This window comes from Arcobacter aquimarinus, assembly GCF_013177635.1.
Lineage (GTDB): Bacteria > Campylobacterota > Campylobacteria > Campylobacterales > Arcobacteraceae > Aliarcobacter > Aliarcobacter aquimarinus.
This window is the reverse complement of sequence record NZ_CP030944.1, coordinates 1,526,010-1,546,341: the sequence shown is the minus strand read 5'-3', so window position 1 is coordinate 1,546,341 and position 20,332 is coordinate 1,526,010. Positions and strand designations below refer to the sequence as shown.

Below are 20,332 nucleotides of genomic sequence, written 5' to 3'. Positions count from 1 at the left end.
TAAGATTAAACTATTTTGTTACAAAAATTATCAATTTCTTATATAAATCTAAACTATTTTATTGTTTAGAATTTTTTATCATAAAAATATCATATATGAAAACTATTCTTCTCTTACAATTATATAAGGAGGAGAGTATGAGTTTAGGTTTACAAGCTTTTTTTGCAGCTTTACCAATAATCTTTGCAGGTATTTTACTTGTAGGGCTTAGAGTATCAGCTAAAAAAGCAATGCCTTTGGTTTATATAGCAACAACTGCTATAGCTTTTATAGTTTGGGAAGTATCTTTTTCAAGAGTTCTTGCATCTACAATTGAGGGGATTTTGATTACAATCTCTGTTTTATGGATTATTTTTGGAGCAATTTTGCTTTTAAATACATTAAAACATTCAGGTGCAATTGTTGTAATTAGAGAAGGATTTAATAATATAAGTCCTGATAGAAGAATTCAAGTAATTATCATCGCTTGGTTATTTGGTTCATTTATTGAAGGTGCTTCTGGATTTGGTACACCTGCTGCTATTGCTGCACCATTACTTGTAGCTATTGGATTTCCAGCAATGGCTGCTGTTATGGCTGGTATGATGATTCAAAGTACACCTGTATCTTTTGGAGCAGTTGGAACACCTATTTTAATTGGAGTAAATAAAGGTTTAGATACTCAAACAATTAGTGCTCAATTAGAAGCAGCTGGTTCATCTTGGGATGTTTACTTACAAGTTATTACTTCACAAGTTGCTATTACTCATGCGATTGCTGGAACTATGATTCCACTATTTATGATTGTAATGCTTACTAGATTCTTTGGAGAAAACAAATCTTGGACAGAAGGGTTATCAATTTTGCCTTTTGCAATTTTTGCAGGTCTTGCATTTACTATTCCTTACGCTTTAACAGGAATTTTCTTAGGCGCTGAATTTCCATCTTTAATTGGTGCATTAGTTGGACTTCCTATAGTTATTTTTGCTGCTAAAAAAGGTTTTTTAGTTCCAAAAAAGATTTGGGATTTTGCTCCAAGAGAAAAATGGCCAGTTATTTGGGTTTCTAAATTTGAGATGAAATTTGATGCAATAACATCTAAAATTCCTATGTCTTTAACTAAAGCTTGGATTCCATATATTTTAGTTGCTATTATTTTAGTAATTACAAGAGTTAGCCCTGAAGTTAAAGCTTTTGTTTCATCTTTAAGTTTTTCATACAAAAATATTTTAGGAGAGGGATTAAATTTCTCTATGAGTCCTTTATATTTACCAGGTGGAATTTTAGTAGTGGTTGTTTTAATAACTTACTTTATACATAAAATGGAATTTAAAGAGTTAAAAGAAGCTTTTAGTGAGTCTTCAAAAGTTATGATAGGTGCTGGGTTTGTACTTATATTTACTATTCCACTTGTTAGAGTTTTAATAAATTCAGGTGTAAATGAATCTGGATTTGACTCTATGCCAATAGCTATGGCAAATTTTATTGCTCATAGTGTTGGAGATGTATATCCATTTTTTGCCCCAATGATTGGAGCTTTAGGAGCATTTATTGCTGGGAGTAATACTGTTTCTAATATGATGCTTGCACAGTTCCAATTTGGTGTGGCTGATGCTTTGGGAATTTCTACAGCATTTATGGTTGCACTTCAAGCAGTTGGAGCAGCAGCTGGAAATATGATAGCAATTCACAATGTGGTTGCAGCTAGTGCTACTGTTGGATTACTTGACCAAGAAGGAGAGACTTTAAGAAAAACGATTATACCTACAATTTATTATTGTATTATAGTTGGAATTATTGGAGTTGTTGGAATCTACGGTTTAGGTTTAATGGATCCACTTATGAAATAAAAGGGAATTTTTCCCTTTTATTTCTTCTTGTATTTTTACTTTATACAAAGTAACCTCTATTTGTTTAAAATCTTTTTATAAAAAATTCTACTAATAGTTTTATATACTTATTTTATCATTCTTAAAACAAATCCAAATGTTATTTAAAACTTTTTGTGTACAATACTAAAGAATTTTAAAGGATTTATATGGATTATAGTGAATTTGAAAAAGCTGTTGATATGTTTGGGATATTGACAAGAGTTTCAAAAAAAGATTTGAAAAAAAAGTATCTAAAATTGTCAAAAAAATATCATCCTGATATGCCAGAGGGTAGTGATGAAAAATTTATTGAATTGAAAAAAAACTATGAGATTTTGTTAGCTTATATGGATTCTTATTGTTACTCTTTTGATAAAGATGAATTTAGGCATCAATTTCCAGCTTTTACGAACTATAAAAACTGGGTTAAATAAAGGAAAAAAAATGTTTGAAGAAAAAATAAAAGATTTAGTATTTAGTTCGTTGATTGTAGATTCTTATTGTTTAGGAATGCATTGGATTTATGATGAATTAGCACTTTTAGAAAAAGATTTTGATTGGCAAAAACTAAATGCTCCTAGGGCTATTTGGCATAAAGGTAAAAAAGAGGGTGATTTTACTCATTATGGAGATCAAACTCTTTGGTTATATGAATTTTTGAAAGATAAAGATAGTTTTGATGAAGAATTATATTCAAAATACTGGTATGAGAAAATGAAGAATTACACAGGTTATATAGATGGTTCTTCAAGAAATACAGTTTTAAATATTGAAAATAAAGTATCTCCAAGTGGAGCTTCATCTACAGATTTATCAATAGTTGGAAGAATTGCTCCTTTATTAAAAATTTCAAAAAATAAAGAGGAGTTTTTTATAAATGTTCAAAAATTTGTACAAATAACTCATAATAGTAGTTTAGCTTTAATGTGTGCTGATTTTTTTGCAAAATTATTGATTTTAGCTTTAGAAAAAAATGATATTTTAGACTCTATTTTAAAACTAAAAGAGCAATATGATGACTCTTTTAAAGAGTTAATTCAAAAAGGAATTGATTCAAAAAATCAAAATACATTCGAAACTTTGAGAGGTTTTGGAGTTGCTTGTGATATTCATGATGGAATCAGTGGAGTTATTCATCTTTTAGTTAAATATGATAATTTAAAACAGATGATTATAAATAATGCAAAAGCAGGTGGTGACTCAAGTGCTAGAGCAATGATTGCAACTATAATATTTATGGCAAACAAAGAGATAAATCAATTACCAAAAGAGTGGTTATCAATTAATGCAAAGATTTAAAATTAGGGGGAATTTATGAGAAGAAGAATAATTAGTTTTTTTTCAGATAAGTTATATATAGAACTATCAATAGCAGGAACACTATTTTTAATAGCTTTAGCTTTAGATATGCTAATGGATTTTATTATTTATATGCTTTATTTTATTATTTTTTTAGAAATAGTAAGAGCAGTTGTAAATTATATAAGAGAACAAAGAGTAACCATGAGTTTATTAGTTGATGCTTTTATAATATTAGCTTTAAGAGAATTTATAGTAAATGTTGTAAAAGTAAATAAAGAAGAATTAACAACCTTTGAAGCTATATTTTCAAGCGCTGTAAATTATAATCTTTTGATTTTAGCAGGGGTTATTATATTTTTATTAGTAGTTAGATATTTATCTGTTATCTCTTCTCAAAGATATATTTTTAAAGATACAGAAAAAGTTGATTAGAAAAGGGCAATAATGCAAAAAAAAGTTTTAGTTTTAGTTATTTTGTTGTTTGGTTTGAATCTTTTTGCAAATAATGGTTATTCAAAACAAGATATAGAAAAGATGATTGCAAAAATGGTAGTTTTGGGTTTTCATGGTGAAAAAGTAAATAGTAATGACGAAATTTATAAAGATATAAAAGCAGGTCTAGGTGGTGTTATTTTATTTGATAAAGATCCAAATGATAAAAATAAGATAAAAAATGTAAGAGATAAAGAACAGTTAAAAAATCTAAATTCTCAATTACAAGCTGTTTCAAAACAAAAGTTATTTATATCAATAGACCAAGAAGGTGGAATTGTTCAAAGACTAAAAAGTGATGCAGGATTTGTAAATACTCCAAAGGCTATTGATGTGGCATTAAAAGGTGAAGATTTTGCTAAACAAACTTATAAATTATTGGCAAAAGATTTAAAAGAATCAGGAATTAATGTGGATTTTGCACCTGTTGTTGATTTGGCTATAAATAAAAATAATAAAGTAATAGTAACAAGAGGGCGTTCATTTGGTGAAAATCCAAAAGAGGTGATAAAGTACTCTTCTATTTTTGTGGAAGAATTAAAAAAACAAAAAGTTATCTCTGTTTTAAAACATTTTCCAGGACATGGTTCTTCTTTAGCTGATTCTCATTTGGGATTTGTGGATATTACAAAAACTTGGAATGAAAAAGAGTTAGAACCATATAAATATTTTATTAAAAATAACAAAGTTGATATGATAATGACAGCACATGTTTTTAATAAAAATTTAGATGAAACTTATCCTGCAACCTTATCTTATGAAATAAATACTAAGTTATTAAGATATAAACTTGGATTTGATGGAGTTTTAATTAGTGATGATTTACAAATGCAAGCTATTTCTAAACATTATGATTTAAAACAAACTTTAACTTTAGCTATAAATTCAGGTGTAAATATGCTTTTATTTGCAAATCAACTTGCAAAACCTATAACTTTAAAGCAAATAGTTGATACAGTTTATTCTCAAATTTTAAGTGAAGAGATATCTTTAGAAACTATAATTGAAGCAAATAAAAAAATAGATAGTTTATTATCTAAAATATAAGGAAAATTATGAAAAAAAATATTGTTTTATTATCTTTAAGTACAATCTTAGCTCTAGGAGCTAATGCTGATACTTTTGGTTTTGAATTAGGTGGTGCTTATTGGGGAGCAGAAACTTCTGGTGATTTTAGATATAAAGGTGATAAAATTGATTTAGATAGAGATTTAGGATATAAAGATTTTAATACAAACTTTGTTTGGGCAACTTTTGAACATCCAATTCCAATTATTCCAAATTTAAAAATTCAACATACACAACTTGACGAAAACTCTTCTAAAAATTCAAGTTTTGTTTTTGATAATAAAGCATATACAGGAGCTATTAATTCAACTTTAAAATTAAATCAAACAGATTTTATTTTTTATTATGAATTATTAGATAATTGGGTAAATTTTGATTTTGGACTTAATGCTAAATATATTGATGCTTCAACGCAAGTTAATTCAACTACTCAAATAGCTTCATCAAAAGATTTAAATTATGTTATTCCTATGGTTTATGCAAAAGCTAAATTTGATTTACCATTTAGTGGTTTGTCACTTGAAACAGATGTTAGTTATATAACTTATGATTCAAATACTTTTTATGATTTAAAAGGTGGGTTATCTTATGAAACATCATTTGGTTTAGGAGCAACAGTAGGATATAGAACTCAAAAAATAGAGCTAGATGATGTAAGTGATGTTTATTCTGATATTCAGGTTAAAGGTGCTTATGCAGGACTATTTTATCACTTTTAAAATCTAACAATTAATTGTTAGATTTTATTCTCAATTTTTATCTAAATATAAATCTAGCAATTTAACTAGTTCAATATTTTCAATTGGTTTACTTAAATATCCATCCATTCCATCTTCTATATACTTTTCTTTGTCAGTTTGTATAGCATTTGCTGTAAGAGCTATTATTGGAATATGAATTTTTTGATGCTCTTTTTCATATTTTTTAATCTCTTTTAATGTTTGAATACCATCCATAATAGGCATATTTATATCCATAAATATTAAATCGTAAAGATTTTCTTTGTATTTTTCAAAAGCAATTTTTCCATTCTCTACAATAGTAACATCTAATCCTAAGTTATTTAATATTATTTCCATTAATAGCTGATTATTAGTATTATCTTCTGCTACAAGTATTTTGCCTTTATATTTTTTATTTGATTCTTCTAAAATTTGATTATTTTTTTCAATTGCTTTAGCTTCTGCAATTATATTGAATATCTTAGAACCATAAATAGGCACATCTAAAAAATAATCCATCAAATCTTTCATTATATTATTATTTAGTTTTTCTATATTTCCTACAAAAACTACAGGACAATTAAATCTATTTTTTCTTCCTTTTAATCTATTATAAAATTGAGGCTCACCAAAACAGAATATTAAATCTATTTTTTCACATTTATCAATATCATCATTTTGATGAATTCTTCCAAAATATTTAACTACATTACATAGATGCTCTTTTATATTTTCACTATCATCAATAACATTACAAATTGCAAAATCATATTTAAATTTTGAAGTAATAATATTATTTACATTTTCTACTTCTAAATCAAGTTCAAAAGAAAAAGTACTTCCTTTATTTATTTCACTCTCTAATTGAATTTGTGAACCTAACATTTTTACAATATTTAGGCTTATTGTTAATCCTAAACCTGTTCCTCCATATTTTTTACAGATATTTCCATCTGCTTGAGAAAAAGGTTCAAAGATTTTTTTCTGATCTTCAATAGAAATTCCAATTCCTTCATCTTTTACAGAAAATTTTATTTTTGCAATATTATTTTCAAATTTTATTAATTCTATATCAAAAGTGATTTTCCCATCTTTTGGAGTAAATTTAATAGCATTACTTAAAATATTTGATAAAACTTGTTTTATTTTTGTTTCATCACTTATAATAAACTCTGGAATATTTTTATCTAATCTATATAGAAATCTAATATTTTTTTGTTTAGTATTTACTGTATAAAGTTGAACTATTTGTTCTATTAATTCTCTTAAATTAAAAGGGCTTTTTGAAATTTCAAATTTACCACTTTCGATTTTTGAAATGTCTAAAATATCATTGATAATATTTAGTAATGCTTTTGCACTTTTTGATATGATAGTTGCTTTTTCAGAATCTTTTGAATCTAACTTTGAATTTGATAATATATCAGCGAAGCCAATAATAGCATTTAATGGTGTTCTAATTTCATGTGACATATTTGCTAAAAATTGTGATTTTGTTTCATTTGCTTTTAATGCTTCTTGTTCTGAAAGTTGAGCTTTTTTTGTAATTGATTCTAATTCTTTGCTCTTTTTGATAATTTGTTTTATTAAAAAATAACATAAGAAAATAATTATAAACATAATAAAATAGCTAAAAATATACTTTAATTTTTCATAGTTTTCTTTCTCTTTTTGTATATCAATTTCTAATTGAGATATGTTTTTTTTGCTATCATAAAGCAATCTACTAGCATTTTCTTTCATTCTTGTAAATAGAGTTGGGAGTTGCTTAAAGAAAAGAGTAATTTGAAAAATCTCTTCTTGGCTTGCTGTATTTGATGATAATTTAATTTTGATTATATTTTCCATTTGATAAAGTTTTTCTTCTAACTCATCAAGTTTTGGAGATAAATCTATCTCTTCAAAAGTATATTTTTGATTTGAAGATGGAATAAATTCTATTTTATCAGTTGCTTGTGAAGCTTCAATAAGATTTAATCTAATATAATTCTCTAAAACTCCACCTTTACTTAAAATATCAATTGCATTTTTTATATCATTAATCTCTTTTTTAATCTCTTTTTCAATTGGTTGTACACTTTTTAGGTTAGTTAAAATAGCAATTTTATAGTAGTTAGTTTCTACTGAACTAATCTCTTTTAAGATATATTCCCCAATTTTATATCTTGCGTGTTCATTTTTTACTTTTAAATCTAAAGTCGTAACCATATTTTTAAATATATTATTAATAAAAATCAATCCTATATAACCTAAGATAAAAGTAAATACTAAAGCTAATAAGCCATTAAGAATAGTATTATTTTTAAACATTAAAAAGTCACTTTATTAAATTCTTTTAATTCATTTTCATTGAGAAAACCAAAATCTTTGAAAACATCTCTACCTCTTTGTGAAGATGCAAAATCCATAAATTTTTTAGCAAGTAGGGGATTTTTTGAAGTTTTTAATAAATTTATTACAAGTTTAGATTTATTTGATAAGTTTTCATCCAATGAAATTACTTCAGCAAAATTTTTATTTTCATCCCAAAAAATAGTTGCATACCAATTTAGGGTTAAATCTGCTTTGTTCTCTTTTATAGCACTTATTAGATTTCTTGAATCAGTTGCAAGAAAAGTAGCATTCATTATTGCTTTTTCATAAAGATTAAATTTTTCTAATAGTTTTTTCGTTGCAAGACCTACACTTCCACTTTGGTCATTTCCTAAAACAACACTTAATTCTTCGTTTATCAATTCCTCTAAAGATGGCTTAATATTCTTTGGATTTCCCTTTTTTACGATAAATGACAATTTATTAAATCCAACAAATTGCCCATCAAGTAATAATCCATCTTTTAAATTATCTGTTCTATATGATAAAGAACCAGGTAAATATAAATCTCCAATTTGACTAGACTTTATACTATTATATAAGTCTTGACTTCCTCCTTGTAAGATTTTTATTTTACAATTAAACTCTTTTTCAAACTCTTTTGCCAATAAATCAATAGGTTTAATCATTGTTATTCCAACATAAAAAATCAATTCTTTTTTGTTATTCCCATAAGAGTTTGATAAAACCATTAGTGTTAATATAAAGATTTTTATAATTTTTTTAAACATTTAAAATCCTTTAATTATTTTAGATATCTATTAAAATTATAATAGAAAATAGTACTATAAAAGTATCATTTATAATAAATGAATCATTTTCTTTAATGGATAAAAATTATCATTTGATATTATTTATTAATAAATATTTAAGATTTGTTATGTATAATTTCAATACTTAAAAAATAAATATAATATAAAAAAGGATTTAATATGTTAGTTACAAAAAAAGCTCCAGATTTTACAGCAACAGCTGTATTAGCAGATGGTCAAATAGTTGAAGATTTTAATTTATATCAAAATATTGGGGAAAAGGGTGCAGTACTATTTTTCTGGCCTTTAGATTTTACTTTTGTTTGTCCTTCTGAAATTATCGCTTTTTCAAAAAGAGTTGATGAGTTTGAAAAAAGAGGAATTCAAGTAATTGGTTGTTCTGTTGATTCTCAGTTTTCTCACTTCGCATGGAGAGAAACACCAGTTGAAAATGGTGGAATCGGAAGAGTGAAATTCCCAATGGTTGCAGATTTAAATAAACAAATTTCAAAAGATTATGATGTTTTATTTGGAGAATCAGTTGCACTTAGAGGTTCATTTTTGATTGATGCAGATGGAACAATTAGACATGCAGTTATCAATGACTTACCACTTGGAAGAAATGTTGATGAAATGGTTAGAATGGTTGATGCTATGTTATTTACAAATGAGTATGGTGAAGTTTGTCCAGCTGGTTGGGCAAAAGGTGATGAGGGTATGAAAGCAGATACTAAAGGTGTTGCTGAATACTTAGCGAAAAATGAAAATAAATTATAAAATAAGGAATAAAAAATTATGGGAAAATATATAGAATTAAATCAGAATAATATGGAAGATACAATAAAAGAGGGAGTTTCTTTAGTTGACTTTTGGGCACCTTGGTGTGGACCTTGTAGAATGATTTCTCCAGTAATCGACCAACTTGCAGTTGAGTTTGATGGAAAAGCTAAAATTTGTAAGGTAAATACTGAAGAAGAGGCAGATTTGACAGCACAATATCAAGTAAGATCAATTCCTACTATTCTTTTTTTCAAGGATGGAAAAATAGTTGACCAATTAATAGGGGCTACTACAAAAGCTAAACTTGAAGAGAAATTAAACGCACATTTATAAATATTTTTAAAAGATGAGATTTACTCATCTTTTAAATTATTGAAATATAATTTTTCAAAATCTTCATTATTCAGTGGCTTTGAGAAATAATAACCTTGATATTCATCACAAGAAATAGTTTTTAAATAGTCTATTTGTTCTTGTTCTTCTATACCTTCAGCAACTACTTTCATTTTTAACATTTGACCCATTTTTACAATAGTTTCTAAAAAAATCTTTCCACTTGAACTTTCATAATCATCTAAAAAAGCTTTGTCAATTTTTAGATAATCTATTGGGAATTTTTTCAAATAAGATAAAGAAGAATAGCCCGTTCCAAAATCATCTAAAGAGATTCTAACTCCATAATCATGTAATATATTTAAAATATCTTGTACATAATCTGATTTATCCATTAAAATGTATTCTGTTATTTCTAGATTTATTTTTGCTGGATTTATCTTTTTTTCTTCTAATTTTTCAATAAATTTTATCTCAAAATCTTTTTCTAAAAATTGTTTAGCAGAAATATTAATAGCAATAGATATATCTATTCCCATATCTCTCCATTTTACATATTGATTTAAAGCTTCATCAACAATCCAAATACCCAGTTCTTTTATAAAACCATTTTCTTCAGCAAGTGGTATAAAATCACTAGGTGGGACAAATTTATTTGTTTTATTTATCCATCTAATCAGTGCTTCAACACCTAAAATTTTTCCACTTGATAAATCAATTTTTGGTTGATAATAAAGTATATATTCATTATCAATTAAAGCTTGTCTCATTTGTTTGTCTAAAGTTATAACTTTTTGAACAGTTTCATTTAACTCTTCAGTGAAGAAATGATACTGATTTCTTCCTAATTTTTTTGCTTCATACATAGCTATATCAGCATTTTTCATCAAAGATACAATATCTTCTCCATCTTTTGGAAAAAAAGCAACACCTATACTACAACCAATGTTTATAGGATGAGTTTGTATAAGCCAAGTTTGTGATAAATAGTCTTGAATTCTTTGTATAATATTTGATAATTCAATATAAGATTTATAGTCTTGAATAATTATAACAAACTCATCTCCTCCTACTCTTGCTACAAAATCGCTAGGTCTTAAAGTTTTTTTTATGATAGAAGAGATGTTCTTTAAGAGTTCATCCCCAATATTGTGACCTAATGAATCATTTATAGTTTTAAAATGATCAATATCTAAAAATAAAAAAGCAAATTCTTTTTCATTTCTTTGCATTGTAGGGATTAATCTTTCTAAGTATTCATTTAGTGAATTTCTATTTGCTAAACCACTTAATGAATCTGTTCTTGCCATTAAATAGAGTTCTTTTTTCTCAGCTTCCAATCTTGTAAATGAATCAACCATAGAGTGTCGTATAGCTTCTAATTCTTTTAATTTAAAAGCTTTTGGAACAATATTATGATAATAAGCATATTGTCTTAAAAGTTCTAAAGGTTTTGAAATATAAATTCTTAAAATAATTAGTAATAATAAAAGAGTTAAAATAGGGAAAAGTCCAAAATATATTATAAAATCTAGTTTATTTTTTACAAAATGAGTATATATTTCTTCTTTTTCAAAAACAAAGACTAAAAGAAGTTTTCTAAGATTTCTACCTTCATAAAAAGTAATTTCTTCTTCTATATATTCTTGATTCATTAATTTTTCATAAGAACTATTCAGTTTGTAGTTTTTTAAATTTCTATTAATAGTTTTTATTTTCGGATTAGTTGTTAATAATAATTTCTCATTATCAAATACTAAAATTGCTTGAATAAAATCTTCATTAGAAGAGATTCTATCAAGTAAAGATCTATGGTTTAAAATATCACTTTTTTCTTCAATACTTTTTGCAAGTTTGTAGCTTGTTTCTATTATATTATTTTCTAAAGATTTCAAAATTATATTTGAAATTTCTTCTTCTTGTTTAAAAAAGTAATATCCAAAAATAGTGTAAAAAATAATTAAAATTAAAGAGATAAAAAATAGTATAAATTTTTGAATGTTGTATATCATTTTATTAAATCTCTAGTTGGAAAGTTGTTATTACTTAAATTTTCAATTATTTTTTCAGGGATATTTTTATTTATCCAAATAATATCATTTAAAGATTCACTAAACTCTTCATAATTTGCATCTATTAAATAATCTTTTATAGTTTCATAATACTCTTTTGGATCATTTTGTAAGTTTTCAATAGCTTTGTTAATCAATTTTTTTAACTCTAAGAAAGTTTTTTTATTTTCATTTAAAGTCTCTTTTGTTGTAATCATTCCATCAATCACCAACAAATCATAATTATTTTTTGTTGTTTCTAATGATTTAAATCCATTTTTTTCTAAAATTTTATTATATGGTACATAAGTTACAATAACTGTGGGTTTATTTATATTTTTTAACTCTGAAATATATGCTTGGTCTTTGTTTATATAGTTGATTTGTTTGTTTTCTAGATTATATTTTTTTATAAAGACTTCAAATAAAATAGAATTTATAGAATCCATTTCTAAATATACATCTATTTCTTGTTCTGTTTTTTGCAATTCATCAACAGAAAAATTTGACATTACTAAATCTCCACCATTTGATTTATTCATCAACATAATAGGAATTAAAGATTCTATTTTTTGAGCTAAAAAATTATATTCGTATTGTGTTCCCATATATACATCTGCATTATTTCCTTTGTATAAATACATACTTTCGCTAAGAGAAACAACATTTAATAGTTTTATATTCAAAGGCTCAAGCCAACCTTTTTCTTGTGCATATAATAAAGGAGTATATCCAATCCAAGAAGTTGTTGCTATTTTTAATTTTTTATTTTCTTGTATTGAACATGAAGTAAAAATAAAAATAGTAAATAGTAAAAATATAGATTTTTTAAGCAATTAAACTTCCTTTTTCTTTTCTCTTTTTCTTGATAAATTAGACATTAAAATACCAAGCCAGTGTGTACTTGTATTTGAATCAAAAGCTATTTTTAAAGTCATAGTAATTGGAACTGCTAAAAACATTCCTACAAGTCCTAATATATAACCCCAAAATATTAAAGAGAAAAAGATTACTAAAGGAGATAATCCTAATTCTCTTCCCATTAATTTTGGTTCTAAAATATTACTTATTGAAATATTTATGATCATATATAAAATAATAACCCAAATAGCAGAAAAAATATCAAGATTCATTAATGCTAAAAGTATAGCAGGAATAGAAGCAATAATTGACCCAACAACAGGTACAAAATTAAACAGCATTGCTATAACACCCCATAAAATAGGATAATCAACATTAAAGAAAGTTAACATAAGTGTTACTATAAATCCAGTTAGAAAACTTGTGAAAGTTTTAACTACAAAATATTTTTGAATATTAAATGAAAAAAGATTAAAGTGTTCTAGTTTTTTTGCATTATTTCTAAAAATTACTCTTAATTTTGTTTGAAAAGATTTTGATTCAGCAAGTATAAATGCAACTCCGATAATTACAAGTAAAAACTTTGATAAGAATGCACTAATACTTCCAATTATATTTGTAGTTAATCCAAAGAAAGAGCCAAAATTTAATGTTTCCATAATTTTTGCTTTATCAATTTCTAAACCATAACCTTGAGCAAAATGAATAGTATTTAAAATTAGGTTTTTTAATTTATCTTCATAAGTAGGAAGATTTGTTAGAAAGTCTTTTAAAGAGATATTTATTACATAAGCAAACATAAAACCAAGAGCTACGACTATGAGTAATAAAATAAAATAAGAGATGATTTTAGGGAAATGTTTTCTTTGTAATAGATTTAAAACCGATGAAAAAATAGAAGAAATAAATATTGCTAAAAATAGTATAACAACTACTTCACTTGCCATTTTCATACCTGCTATTATTACAACAAAACTTGCAAAATAAAAAAAATAATTTTTTAAATTGATTGCATCCATCTATTTCCTTTTGTTTAAATTAACTGTTTTTTTACAAACTCTAAATAATGACCTTCTTGTTCTTCCAACTCTTCATGTTTGCCACTTTGAACTAATTTACCATCTTCTAAAACATAAATCATATCAGCATTTTTTACTGTACTTAATCTGTGAGCTATGGTAATAACAGTTTTTGATTTTAAAAATTCTTCTAAATCACTAAAAAGTTTAGTCTCTGTATGAACATCAAGAGCAGAAGTTGATTCATCAAAAATAACAACTGCAGGATTTGCAATAATCATTCTTGCGATTGATAATCTTTGTCTTTGACCACCACTTAATCTAATGCCATGTTTTCCAACAATTGTATCAAGTTTTTCAGGCATATTTTCAACTGTTTCAAAAAGTTGTGCGATTTTTAAAGCTTCATAAATTTTTTCGTTACTTATATTATCATTGCCCATTGTAATATTAAATCGTAAACTGTTATTAAACAATATAGGCATCTGTAAAACTAAAAAGATATTCTCTCTTAAGCTTTGTCGATTTAATTTATCAATACTTATATTGTTGTATAAAATATCACCTGAATTTTTTGAATAAAAACCTGAAATTATATGTGCTATTGTTGTTTTTCCACTTCCGCTAGCTCCAATTATCGCTACTTTTTCTCCTGATTTAATCTCAAAACTTATATCTTGAAGAGTCTTTTTATTTTCATTATATGAAAAAGATAGATTTTTTATGGAAATATCTATTTCTTTTATATCTTTTTCTAATTCCTTTTCTCCATTGTTTTCAACTTTCAAATCCAAAATTTTATTTATTCTATTTATTGCAGCTTTAGCACTTGCATATGAGTATTGCATTGTTAAAATATCTTGAACAGGAGTCATAATAAACCAAATATATCCAAACATTGCAAACATTAAACCAATTGATAAATCACTATAAGCTACTAAAACTAAACCAACTGCTCTAAAAATTTCAAAAGCAAACAGAAAAATAGTAAAAGAAAATCTTTCGTAAGCTACACTTTTATAGTTGAATTCATTTGAAGTTATTTGTATATTTTTTGCTTTGTTTACAGATTCTTGAAAGAAGAATTTTTCTTTGTTGCTTGCTTTTATTTGTCCAAAAAGGTCTAAAGTTTCATTTATATTATTTTGAAAAATTTCAATAGCTTTATTTTCTTCTTTTTTTAATAATCCTGTTTTGTTTGCTATTTTTTTTGAAATTATCATAATAATTGGTTGAATAAACAAAATCATCAAACCTAAAATCAAATCTATTTTTATAATTACTATAGCAACTGCAATTAAAGTTAAAATTGAAGCTATAAATTTACTTGCAACTGAAACTATAAAATTATCTAAAGTATTTACATCAGTTACTAAATTAGCACCGATACTTCCACTCCCAAGACTTTCATATTCGTTCATATTTACAAGTTCTAAATGATTTAAAAGTTTTTCTCTAATTTTAAAAGTTACATATTTTGAGATTTTGGTAAAAATTTTAGTGATGATTACACCAAAAATAAAGTATATTAATCTTAAAAATAAAACAATAAAAGTTACTATTGCAATATAATAAAAAGCACTACCATTTCCTAGTAATTCATTTATATTATTTACAAAAAAGTCAGGTTTATTTAGTAAAACTTCATCAACCAATAATGGAAGTAATAAAGGAATAGGAACACTTATAACAATAGCTATGATTGTTATTAACTGCCCTAAAATAAGAGATTTTTTATTTTCAAATAAAAGTTTTAATATATATTTTAATGTAATTTTTTCATTCATAAGTTAACTTCATAAATCTATTCTATAACCAATACCTGAAACATTTTTTATTATCTCTTTATAAGTTTTTTTTCTTATCTCTTTAATCAAGGATCTTAAGGCGTCTTGAGTCATCAAATTGTTCCAAATTTCACTATTTATTTCTTCATAACTTAAAGCTTTTGTTCTATTTTTTATTAAAAAATCTAAAAAAAGTTTTCCTTTTTTTGTTAAAACTATCATTTTGTTATCTTTAAATAAATTTTTATTATATTCATCATAAATAAAACCATTTTTTAAAGCTAATATGTTTGAATTATTAGAATCAAGATTTTTTATACACTCTTTTAAACTATCTATAAAAGTATTTAAACAATCTACATTTTGAATAAATTTTATTTGAGACAACTCTAAACTCTCTAAAAAATGTGTATGATTTAAGTCATCTAAGTATGCAATTATGTGAATTTGTTTATTTAAAATTCTAATTTTTTTTAATAATTCATAGTTATATTTTGTAATTACTATATGAATTTCTTTTGTGTTTATTATATCAATCAATTCATTTTGATTGAAAAAATTAAAAGAGTTATTTGAATAAGAAGAAAGATAATTATTTAATCTTTCATCTATCAAAGTTGAATGAGAGCAAACATTAAAACTTTTTAATTCTTTCAAATCAATTATTCCTCAACAGAACTTAACATTTTTTCACAAATTTCTAGTTTCATACCATCATGATATTTACAGTTTAGACCACATTTAAAAGTTGCAATATCTTCTAAATTTTGCTTTTTGATTTCTAAAATAGATACTTCTTTACACTCTTGAAGTGTTGCAAAAGTCATAGGACTTTTAATGTTCTTTTTTGCATCTTCTTTATTTGGATAGATAAATGCCGTCCATTTTTCTTCTTTTTCTCCACCAAAACAACCACTTAGTAAAAAAACAGTACAACAAGTAATCAATAAATTTTTTATCATCTCTCTCTCTTTTTTATTAGATTCTATTAAAAATTTATTATATTAAACCTTAAGAGTTGAAAAATAGCATATATTCAACAATTATTATACAGTTGTTATGTTACAATTAAAGCAAAAAAAAGAGTTTGTTTATGATGAAAAAGGTTTTGTTAGTATTTTTTTTATTACTAAGTGTAGTTTTTGCTAAAAAAGAGGATTATTCAGAGATGAGTACCCAAGAGTTGATAGAGATTATTGGGTATATAAAAGAACAAAATAAAGAATCTTTTTTAAAGGAATTAAACTCTAGAATTCCAAAAATGAATGAACAAGAAAAATTACAGTATGACAGAAGAATAAATCAAGAAATTTTGGAAGAGAAAATAGAAGATGAAGAGTAAAATATTATTATTAGAGGATGATTTGAATCTAAGTGAAACGGTTGCTGATTATTTTGAAGAGCAAGGTTTTGAAGTAGTTTGCGTATATGATGGAGATGATGCTGTTTCATCTATATATGAACATCATTTTGATTTACTTCTTCTTGATGTAAATGTTCCTTCAAAAAATGGTTTTCAAGTTTTAAAGGAAGTTAGAGTTGACAAAAAAAATGTGCCAGCAATTTTTATTACATCTTTAAATTCAATGGATTCTTTAGAAGAAGGATTTTCAAGTGGATGTGATGATTATATTAGAAAACCTTTTGAATTAAAAGAATTACTAATAAGAGTTCAAACTATTTTGAAAAGAGAATTTTCTCATAAAAGCGAACTTGTAAATATTTCTTCTACGATTACTTTTAACCCAATTTCAAATGAATTAAAAGAGAATGGTATTGAAATAAAACTAAATTTAAAAGAATTAAAACTTTTAAAATTCTTTTTACAACATCCAAATGAACTTTTAATTCATGATAGAATTTATGATTATGTTTGGGATTATGATGAAGAATATAGTGATAATTCTTTGAGAACTTATATTAAAAATCTTAGAAAAATATTAGGAAAAGATAAAATTGTTAGTCTTAAAAAACTCGGTTATAGATTTAACCAAGAGTGAGACTAGAACGCTTCTAGGCTTTTCTCTTTTATACTCTTTTCTTGTTTTAGTTATTTTAGGTGTTATATCTTTTTTATATTATCAATTTCAAAAAGATTTAATGTTACAGGAAAAAAGACAAATTTTACAAAATTATTCAAATGAATTCATTTATAATTTAAAAGAACTTCATATAAATATTGATAAACAAAATATATATCCAAGAGATGAGAGATTTAAATCAGCTATTTTTGATAGTGATAAAAAAAAGATATTTTCTACTTTAAATTCTTTGGATGTAAGTTTAGATGATGTTATATATTTGAGTGATGATTATATTCATTTTATAAAAGAACCAGAAGCTTATTATTTAGGAGCAAAATATATTATTATTGAAGTTCCTGATGATAAAATTTGGTTTGAAAATATTAAATATAAAGTTGCTATTTATTTTTCTTTCGCATTTTTATTTATGATTTTTATAGGTTATTTTATATCAAAACTTTTTTTAAAACCTATGAGAGATGCATTGCATTTATTGGATAGATTTATTAAAGATACAACTCATGAGTTAAATACTCCAGTAACTGCTATTATTACAAATATTGAGATGATAGATAAGAATAAATTAGATGAAAGGTTGTTAAAAAAGATAAATAGAATAGAAATAGGAGCAAAAACTATATCAAATATTTATGAAGATTTAACATTTGTTACATTAAATAATCAAATTATTTCAAATAATGAAAATATAAATCTATCTTCGATAGTAAGGCAAAGAGTTGATTTTTTTTCTAGCTTAGCAAATATGAAAAAAATAAATTTTCAAGTTTATGTAAAAGATGATATTTTTATATTTTGTGATGTGAAAAAAATCTCTAAATTAATAGATAATTTATTATCAAATGCTATTAAATATAATAAAATCTCAGGATTTATAAGAGTTATTTTAAGTAAAAATTGTTTGATTATTGAAGATAGTGGAAAAGGAATAGATAAAGAAAACTTATCAAAACTCTTCCAAAGATATTCAAGATTTGATAAAAGTGTAGGTGGTTTTGGAATAGGCTTAAATATTGTATCTTTGATTGCAAAAGAGTACGACTTCAAAATAGATATTAGTTCAAAAATTGATATTGGAACAAAGGTAAAAGTGAGATGGTAAGAGTTTTTTTTATATTGAGTCTTTTTTCTATTTTAGTATTTGCGAAAAATGAAAAAAATATTTATGAAACCAATTGTGTTAAATGTCACAGTAAAATACCTGTAACTATTGATAAGTATTTTTATAGATATTTACTAAAATATAGTAGTGAAACGGAAGTAAAAAAAGCTATGTTTGAGTTTTTGAAAAATCCTAATAAAGATAAAACTATTATGGCTGAATCTTTTGTTACAAGATTTGGAATTAAGAAAAAAACTAAATTATCAGATGAAAAACTTATGGAAGCTTTAGATATTTATTGGGATAAATATCAAGTTTTTGATAAGTTAAAATAAATCTTTTTATTTACACAATAGGTTCACAATAAACCCTTATAATCTTGCATATATTTATAAGGATTTCAAAATGAAAAAATTATTATCAATACTACTATTTTCTGGTTCTTTACTTTTTGCTAATAATAACTCAATAGGTTTAGATACTTTAGTTGGAGCTACTATTGGAGTTGCTATTGGAAATCAAATAGGAGATGGAAATGGCAGAGATGTTGCGAAAGTAGCAGGTGGCTTATTAGGTGCTGCAATTGCAAATAATTCAAGAACACCAACATATTCAAATAATAATGCTTATTACAACAATAACTCTTATGATAATGGTTATGAAAGATCTACAACTTATGTGAATAATCACTATTATAATGGTTATGATAGAAGCTATATTTACGATAGACCATCACCCCAGGTTACAATAGTTTATCAAAATTATGATAGATATTATCCAAAACATCATTATAAGAAACATTATCATCCAAACTATCATGGACACCCAAAACATTATAAAAAACATTATTACGGAAGATAAGGCTTGAATTTTATTCAAGCCTTTTTTTATTTTAGAAGATTAACCAAGAAGCCTTGAAACCATTTGTTGGTTTATATTATTTGCTTGAGCTTGTCCAAAAGCTCCAATTTGAGCTAAGATATTTTGCTTAGAGAAGTTTGATGACTCTTTTGCATAATTTGTATCAAACATTGAAGCTGCATTTAAAGTATTAGTATTTTGCATTGTTAAACTTCTTCCTGAACTTTCAAGCTGATTTTGAACAGCTCCTATTTCACTTCTAATATCATTTAATCCATTTACAGCTGTATCAATTTTTTCTAAAAAACCTCTTGCATCGGCAGATGTAAAAGTAGAAGCATTTTGATTTACTAAATCACTTAATCCCAATCCCGTTGTATTTGATTGAACAGCAGAAGTTTCAATTAAATTTTCACCTTTTAAACCTGATTGATATTGTTGTACGTCTGAGGCTGAACTATCAGTTTCATTTTTTTGAAGTAGAGTTTGTCCATTATAATTTGTACTACTTGCTATTTTATCAAACTGTTCAAGTTGAGATTTTATATCTTTTAAAATAGCATCTCTTCCTTCTTGGCTCGTAGTATCAGTTGAAGCTTGTAAAAGTTTTTCTCTTACATTATCCAAAATTTTTGATTGTTCATTTGTTGCACCTGATGCTATTTGTGTTGCTGCAATTGCTGAATTTGTATTTTCTATTGCTTGGGCATAACCATTTGATTGAGTTAATAGATTATTTGCTATTGCTAAACCAGAAGCATTATCACTTGATTGATTTAGTTCAACACCTGTTGCAATTCTATTTAATGCTTGGTTTGCATTTAAATATACATTTTGATTTAAGACAGAGTTAGAATTTATTTGCATCTTAAACTCCTTTTTTTAATTATTAGTTTATTCTAGTATTTAAGAGTTTAAAATATTATTAAGTATTAGA

General features: G+C 25.0%; 22 protein-coding genes. 13 read left to right on the top strand and 9 right to left on the bottom strand.

The window, feature by feature from the left end; genetic code table 11:
• Positions 1 to 137: 137 nt before the first annotated feature.
• From AAQM_RS07785 to AAQM_RS07760, 6 genes are all read left to right on the top strand, one after another.
• Positions 138 to 1,829, top strand: a complete 1,692-nt coding sequence (locus AAQM_RS07785) for an L-lactate permease (RefSeq protein WP_129094887.1) — start codon at positions 138 to 140, stop codon at positions 1,827 to 1,829.
• A gap of 188 nt (positions 1,830 to 2,017) precedes the next feature.
• Positions 2,018 to 2,284: a DnaJ domain-containing protein gene (locus AAQM_RS07780; protein WP_129094888.1), complete on the top strand. Its 267-nt coding sequence runs from the start codon at positions 2,018 to 2,020 to the stop codon at positions 2,282 to 2,284.
• A 10-nt stretch (positions 2,285 to 2,294) separates the two neighbouring features.
• Positions 2,295 to 3,149, top strand: a complete 855-nt coding sequence (locus AAQM_RS07775; protein ID WP_129094889.1) for an ADP-ribosylglycohydrolase family protein — start codon at positions 2,295 to 2,297, stop codon at positions 3,147 to 3,149.
• Positions 3,150 to 3,164: 15 nt separating this feature from the next.
• The gene (locus AAQM_RS07770; RefSeq protein WP_129094890.1) at positions 3,165 to 3,584 is read left to right on the top strand and encodes a phosphate-starvation-inducible PsiE family protein; all 420 of its coding nucleotides are present in this window, start codon (positions 3,165 to 3,167) and stop codon (positions 3,582 to 3,584) included.
• A 12-nt stretch (positions 3,585 to 3,596) separates the two neighbouring features.
• On the top strand, positions 3,597 to 4,691 hold the full coding sequence (locus tag AAQM_RS07765) for a glycoside hydrolase family 3 N-terminal domain-containing protein (protein WP_129094891.1): 1,095 nt from the start codon (positions 3,597 to 3,599) through the stop codon (positions 4,689 to 4,691).
• Positions 4,692 to 4,699: 8 nt separating this feature from the next.
• The gene (locus AAQM_RS07760) at positions 4,700 to 5,431 is read left to right on the top strand and encodes a TIGR04219 family outer membrane beta-barrel protein (RefSeq protein WP_129094892.1); all 732 of its coding nucleotides are present in this window, start codon (positions 4,700 to 4,702) and stop codon (positions 5,429 to 5,431) included.
• 30 nt (positions 5,432 to 5,461) lie between these two features.
• On the opposite strand, the gene AAQM_RS07755 is transcribed toward AAQM_RS07760, so the two are convergent.
• The gene (locus AAQM_RS07755; protein WP_129094893.1) at positions 5,462 to 7,744 is read right to left on the bottom strand and encodes an ATP-binding protein; all 2,283 of its coding nucleotides are present in this window, start codon (positions 7,742 to 7,744) and stop codon (positions 5,462 to 5,464) included.
• Positions 7,744 to 8,538: a substrate-binding domain-containing protein gene (locus AAQM_RS07750; RefSeq protein ID WP_129094894.1), complete on the bottom strand. Its 795-nt coding sequence runs from the start codon at positions 8,536 to 8,538 to the stop codon at positions 7,744 to 7,746. Before AAQM_RS07750 ends, AAQM_RS07755 begins: the two co-directional genes overlap by 1 nt.
• 201 nt (positions 8,539 to 8,739) lie before the next feature.
• On the opposite strand from AAQM_RS07750, the gene AAQM_RS07745 reads away from it, so the two are divergent.
• Both AAQM_RS07745 and trxA read left to right on the top strand, forming a co-directional pair.
• On the top strand, positions 8,740 to 9,336 hold the full coding sequence (locus tag AAQM_RS07745) for a peroxiredoxin (RefSeq protein ID WP_129094895.1): 597 nt from the start codon (positions 8,740 to 8,742) through the stop codon (positions 9,334 to 9,336).
• Positions 9,337 to 9,354: 18 nt separating this feature from the next.
• Positions 9,355 to 9,672: a thioredoxin gene (trxA, locus tag AAQM_RS07740; RefSeq protein ID WP_129094896.1), complete on the top strand. Its 318-nt coding sequence runs from the start codon at positions 9,355 to 9,357 to the stop codon at positions 9,670 to 9,672.
• A 20-nt stretch (positions 9,673 to 9,692) separates the two neighbouring features.
• Here trxA and AAQM_RS07735 read toward each other — a convergent pair whose 3' ends face one another.
• The 6 genes from AAQM_RS07735 to AAQM_RS07710 are packed head-to-tail and all read right to left on the bottom strand — an operon-like array spanning position 9,693 to position 16,352.
• Positions 9,693 to 11,684: a putative bifunctional diguanylate cyclase/phosphodiesterase gene (locus AAQM_RS07735; protein WP_129094897.1), complete on the bottom strand. Its 1,992-nt coding sequence runs from the start codon at positions 11,682 to 11,684 to the stop codon at positions 9,693 to 9,695.
• Positions 11,681 to 12,559 carry an ABC transporter substrate-binding protein gene (locus tag AAQM_RS07730; RefSeq protein WP_129094898.1) on the bottom strand — a complete coding sequence of 293 codons (879 nt, stop codon included), beginning with the start codon at positions 12,557 to 12,559 and terminating at the stop codon, positions 11,681 to 11,683. Before AAQM_RS07730 ends, AAQM_RS07735 begins: the two co-directional genes overlap by 4 nt.
• The gene (locus AAQM_RS07725; RefSeq protein WP_129094899.1) at positions 12,560 to 13,603 is read right to left on the bottom strand and encodes an AI-2E family transporter; all 1,044 of its coding nucleotides are present in this window, start codon (positions 13,601 to 13,603) and stop codon (positions 12,560 to 12,562) included. It lies immediately after the preceding gene.
• Positions 13,604 to 13,617: 14 nt separating this feature from the next.
• Complete coding sequence (locus AAQM_RS07720) at positions 13,618 to 15,390, bottom strand: ABC transporter ATP-binding protein (protein ID WP_129094900.1); 1,773 nt, start codon at positions 15,388 to 15,390, stop codon at positions 13,618 to 13,620.
• A gap of 9 nt (positions 15,391 to 15,399) precedes the next feature.
• Positions 15,400 to 16,047, bottom strand: a complete 648-nt coding sequence (locus tag AAQM_RS07715; RefSeq protein WP_129094901.1) for a winged helix-turn-helix domain-containing protein — start codon at positions 16,045 to 16,047, stop codon at positions 15,400 to 15,402.
• 5 nt (positions 16,048 to 16,052) lie between these two features.
• Positions 16,053 to 16,352, bottom strand: coding sequence for a hypothetical protein (locus tag AAQM_RS07710; RefSeq protein ID WP_129094902.1), 300 nt, complete (start codon positions 16,350 to 16,352; stop codon positions 16,053 to 16,055).
• Between the two features lie 131 nt (positions 16,353 to 16,483).
• Here AAQM_RS07710 and AAQM_RS07705 point away from each other — a divergent pair, with 131 nt between their 5' ends.
• The 5 genes from AAQM_RS07705 to AAQM_RS07685 all read left to right on the top strand — a co-directional run bounded on the left by AAQM_RS07705 (position 16,484) and on the right by AAQM_RS07685 (position 19,395).
• Positions 16,484 to 16,732 (top strand): DUF1104 domain-containing protein, encoded by a 249-nt coding sequence (locus AAQM_RS07705; RefSeq protein ID WP_228254510.1) that lies wholly within the window; start codon positions 16,484 to 16,486, stop codon positions 16,730 to 16,732.
• Positions 16,722 to 17,390 carry a response regulator transcription factor gene (locus tag AAQM_RS07700; protein ID WP_129094904.1) on the top strand — a complete coding sequence of 223 codons (669 nt, stop codon included), beginning with the start codon at positions 16,722 to 16,724 and terminating at the stop codon, positions 17,388 to 17,390. The genes AAQM_RS07705 and AAQM_RS07700 overlap by 11 nt, the downstream gene beginning before the upstream one ends.
• Positions 17,391 to 17,490: 100 nt before the next feature.
• Positions 17,491 to 18,534 (top strand): sensor histidine kinase, encoded by a 1,044-nt coding sequence (locus tag AAQM_RS07695; protein ID WP_328590248.1) that lies wholly within the window; start codon positions 17,491 to 17,493, stop codon positions 18,532 to 18,534.
• Complete coding sequence (locus tag AAQM_RS07690; RefSeq protein WP_129094906.1) at positions 18,528 to 18,869, top strand: hypothetical protein; 342 nt, start codon at positions 18,528 to 18,530, stop codon at positions 18,867 to 18,869. The genes AAQM_RS07695 and AAQM_RS07690 overlap by 7 nt, the downstream gene beginning before the upstream one ends.
• A 70-nt stretch (positions 18,870 to 18,939) precedes the next feature.
• A complete protein-coding gene (locus AAQM_RS07685) occupies positions 18,940 to 19,395 on the top strand; it encodes a glycine zipper 2TM domain-containing protein (protein WP_129094907.1) in 456 nt (151 codons plus the stop codon).
• 39 nt (positions 19,396 to 19,434) lie between these two features.
• On the opposite strand, the gene AAQM_RS07680 is transcribed toward AAQM_RS07685, so the two are convergent.
• Positions 19,435 to 20,262, bottom strand: coding sequence for a flagellin N-terminal helical domain-containing protein (locus AAQM_RS07680; protein WP_129094908.1), 828 nt, complete (start codon positions 20,260 to 20,262; stop codon positions 19,435 to 19,437).
• Between the last annotated feature and the right edge of the window lie 70 nt (positions 20,263 to 20,332).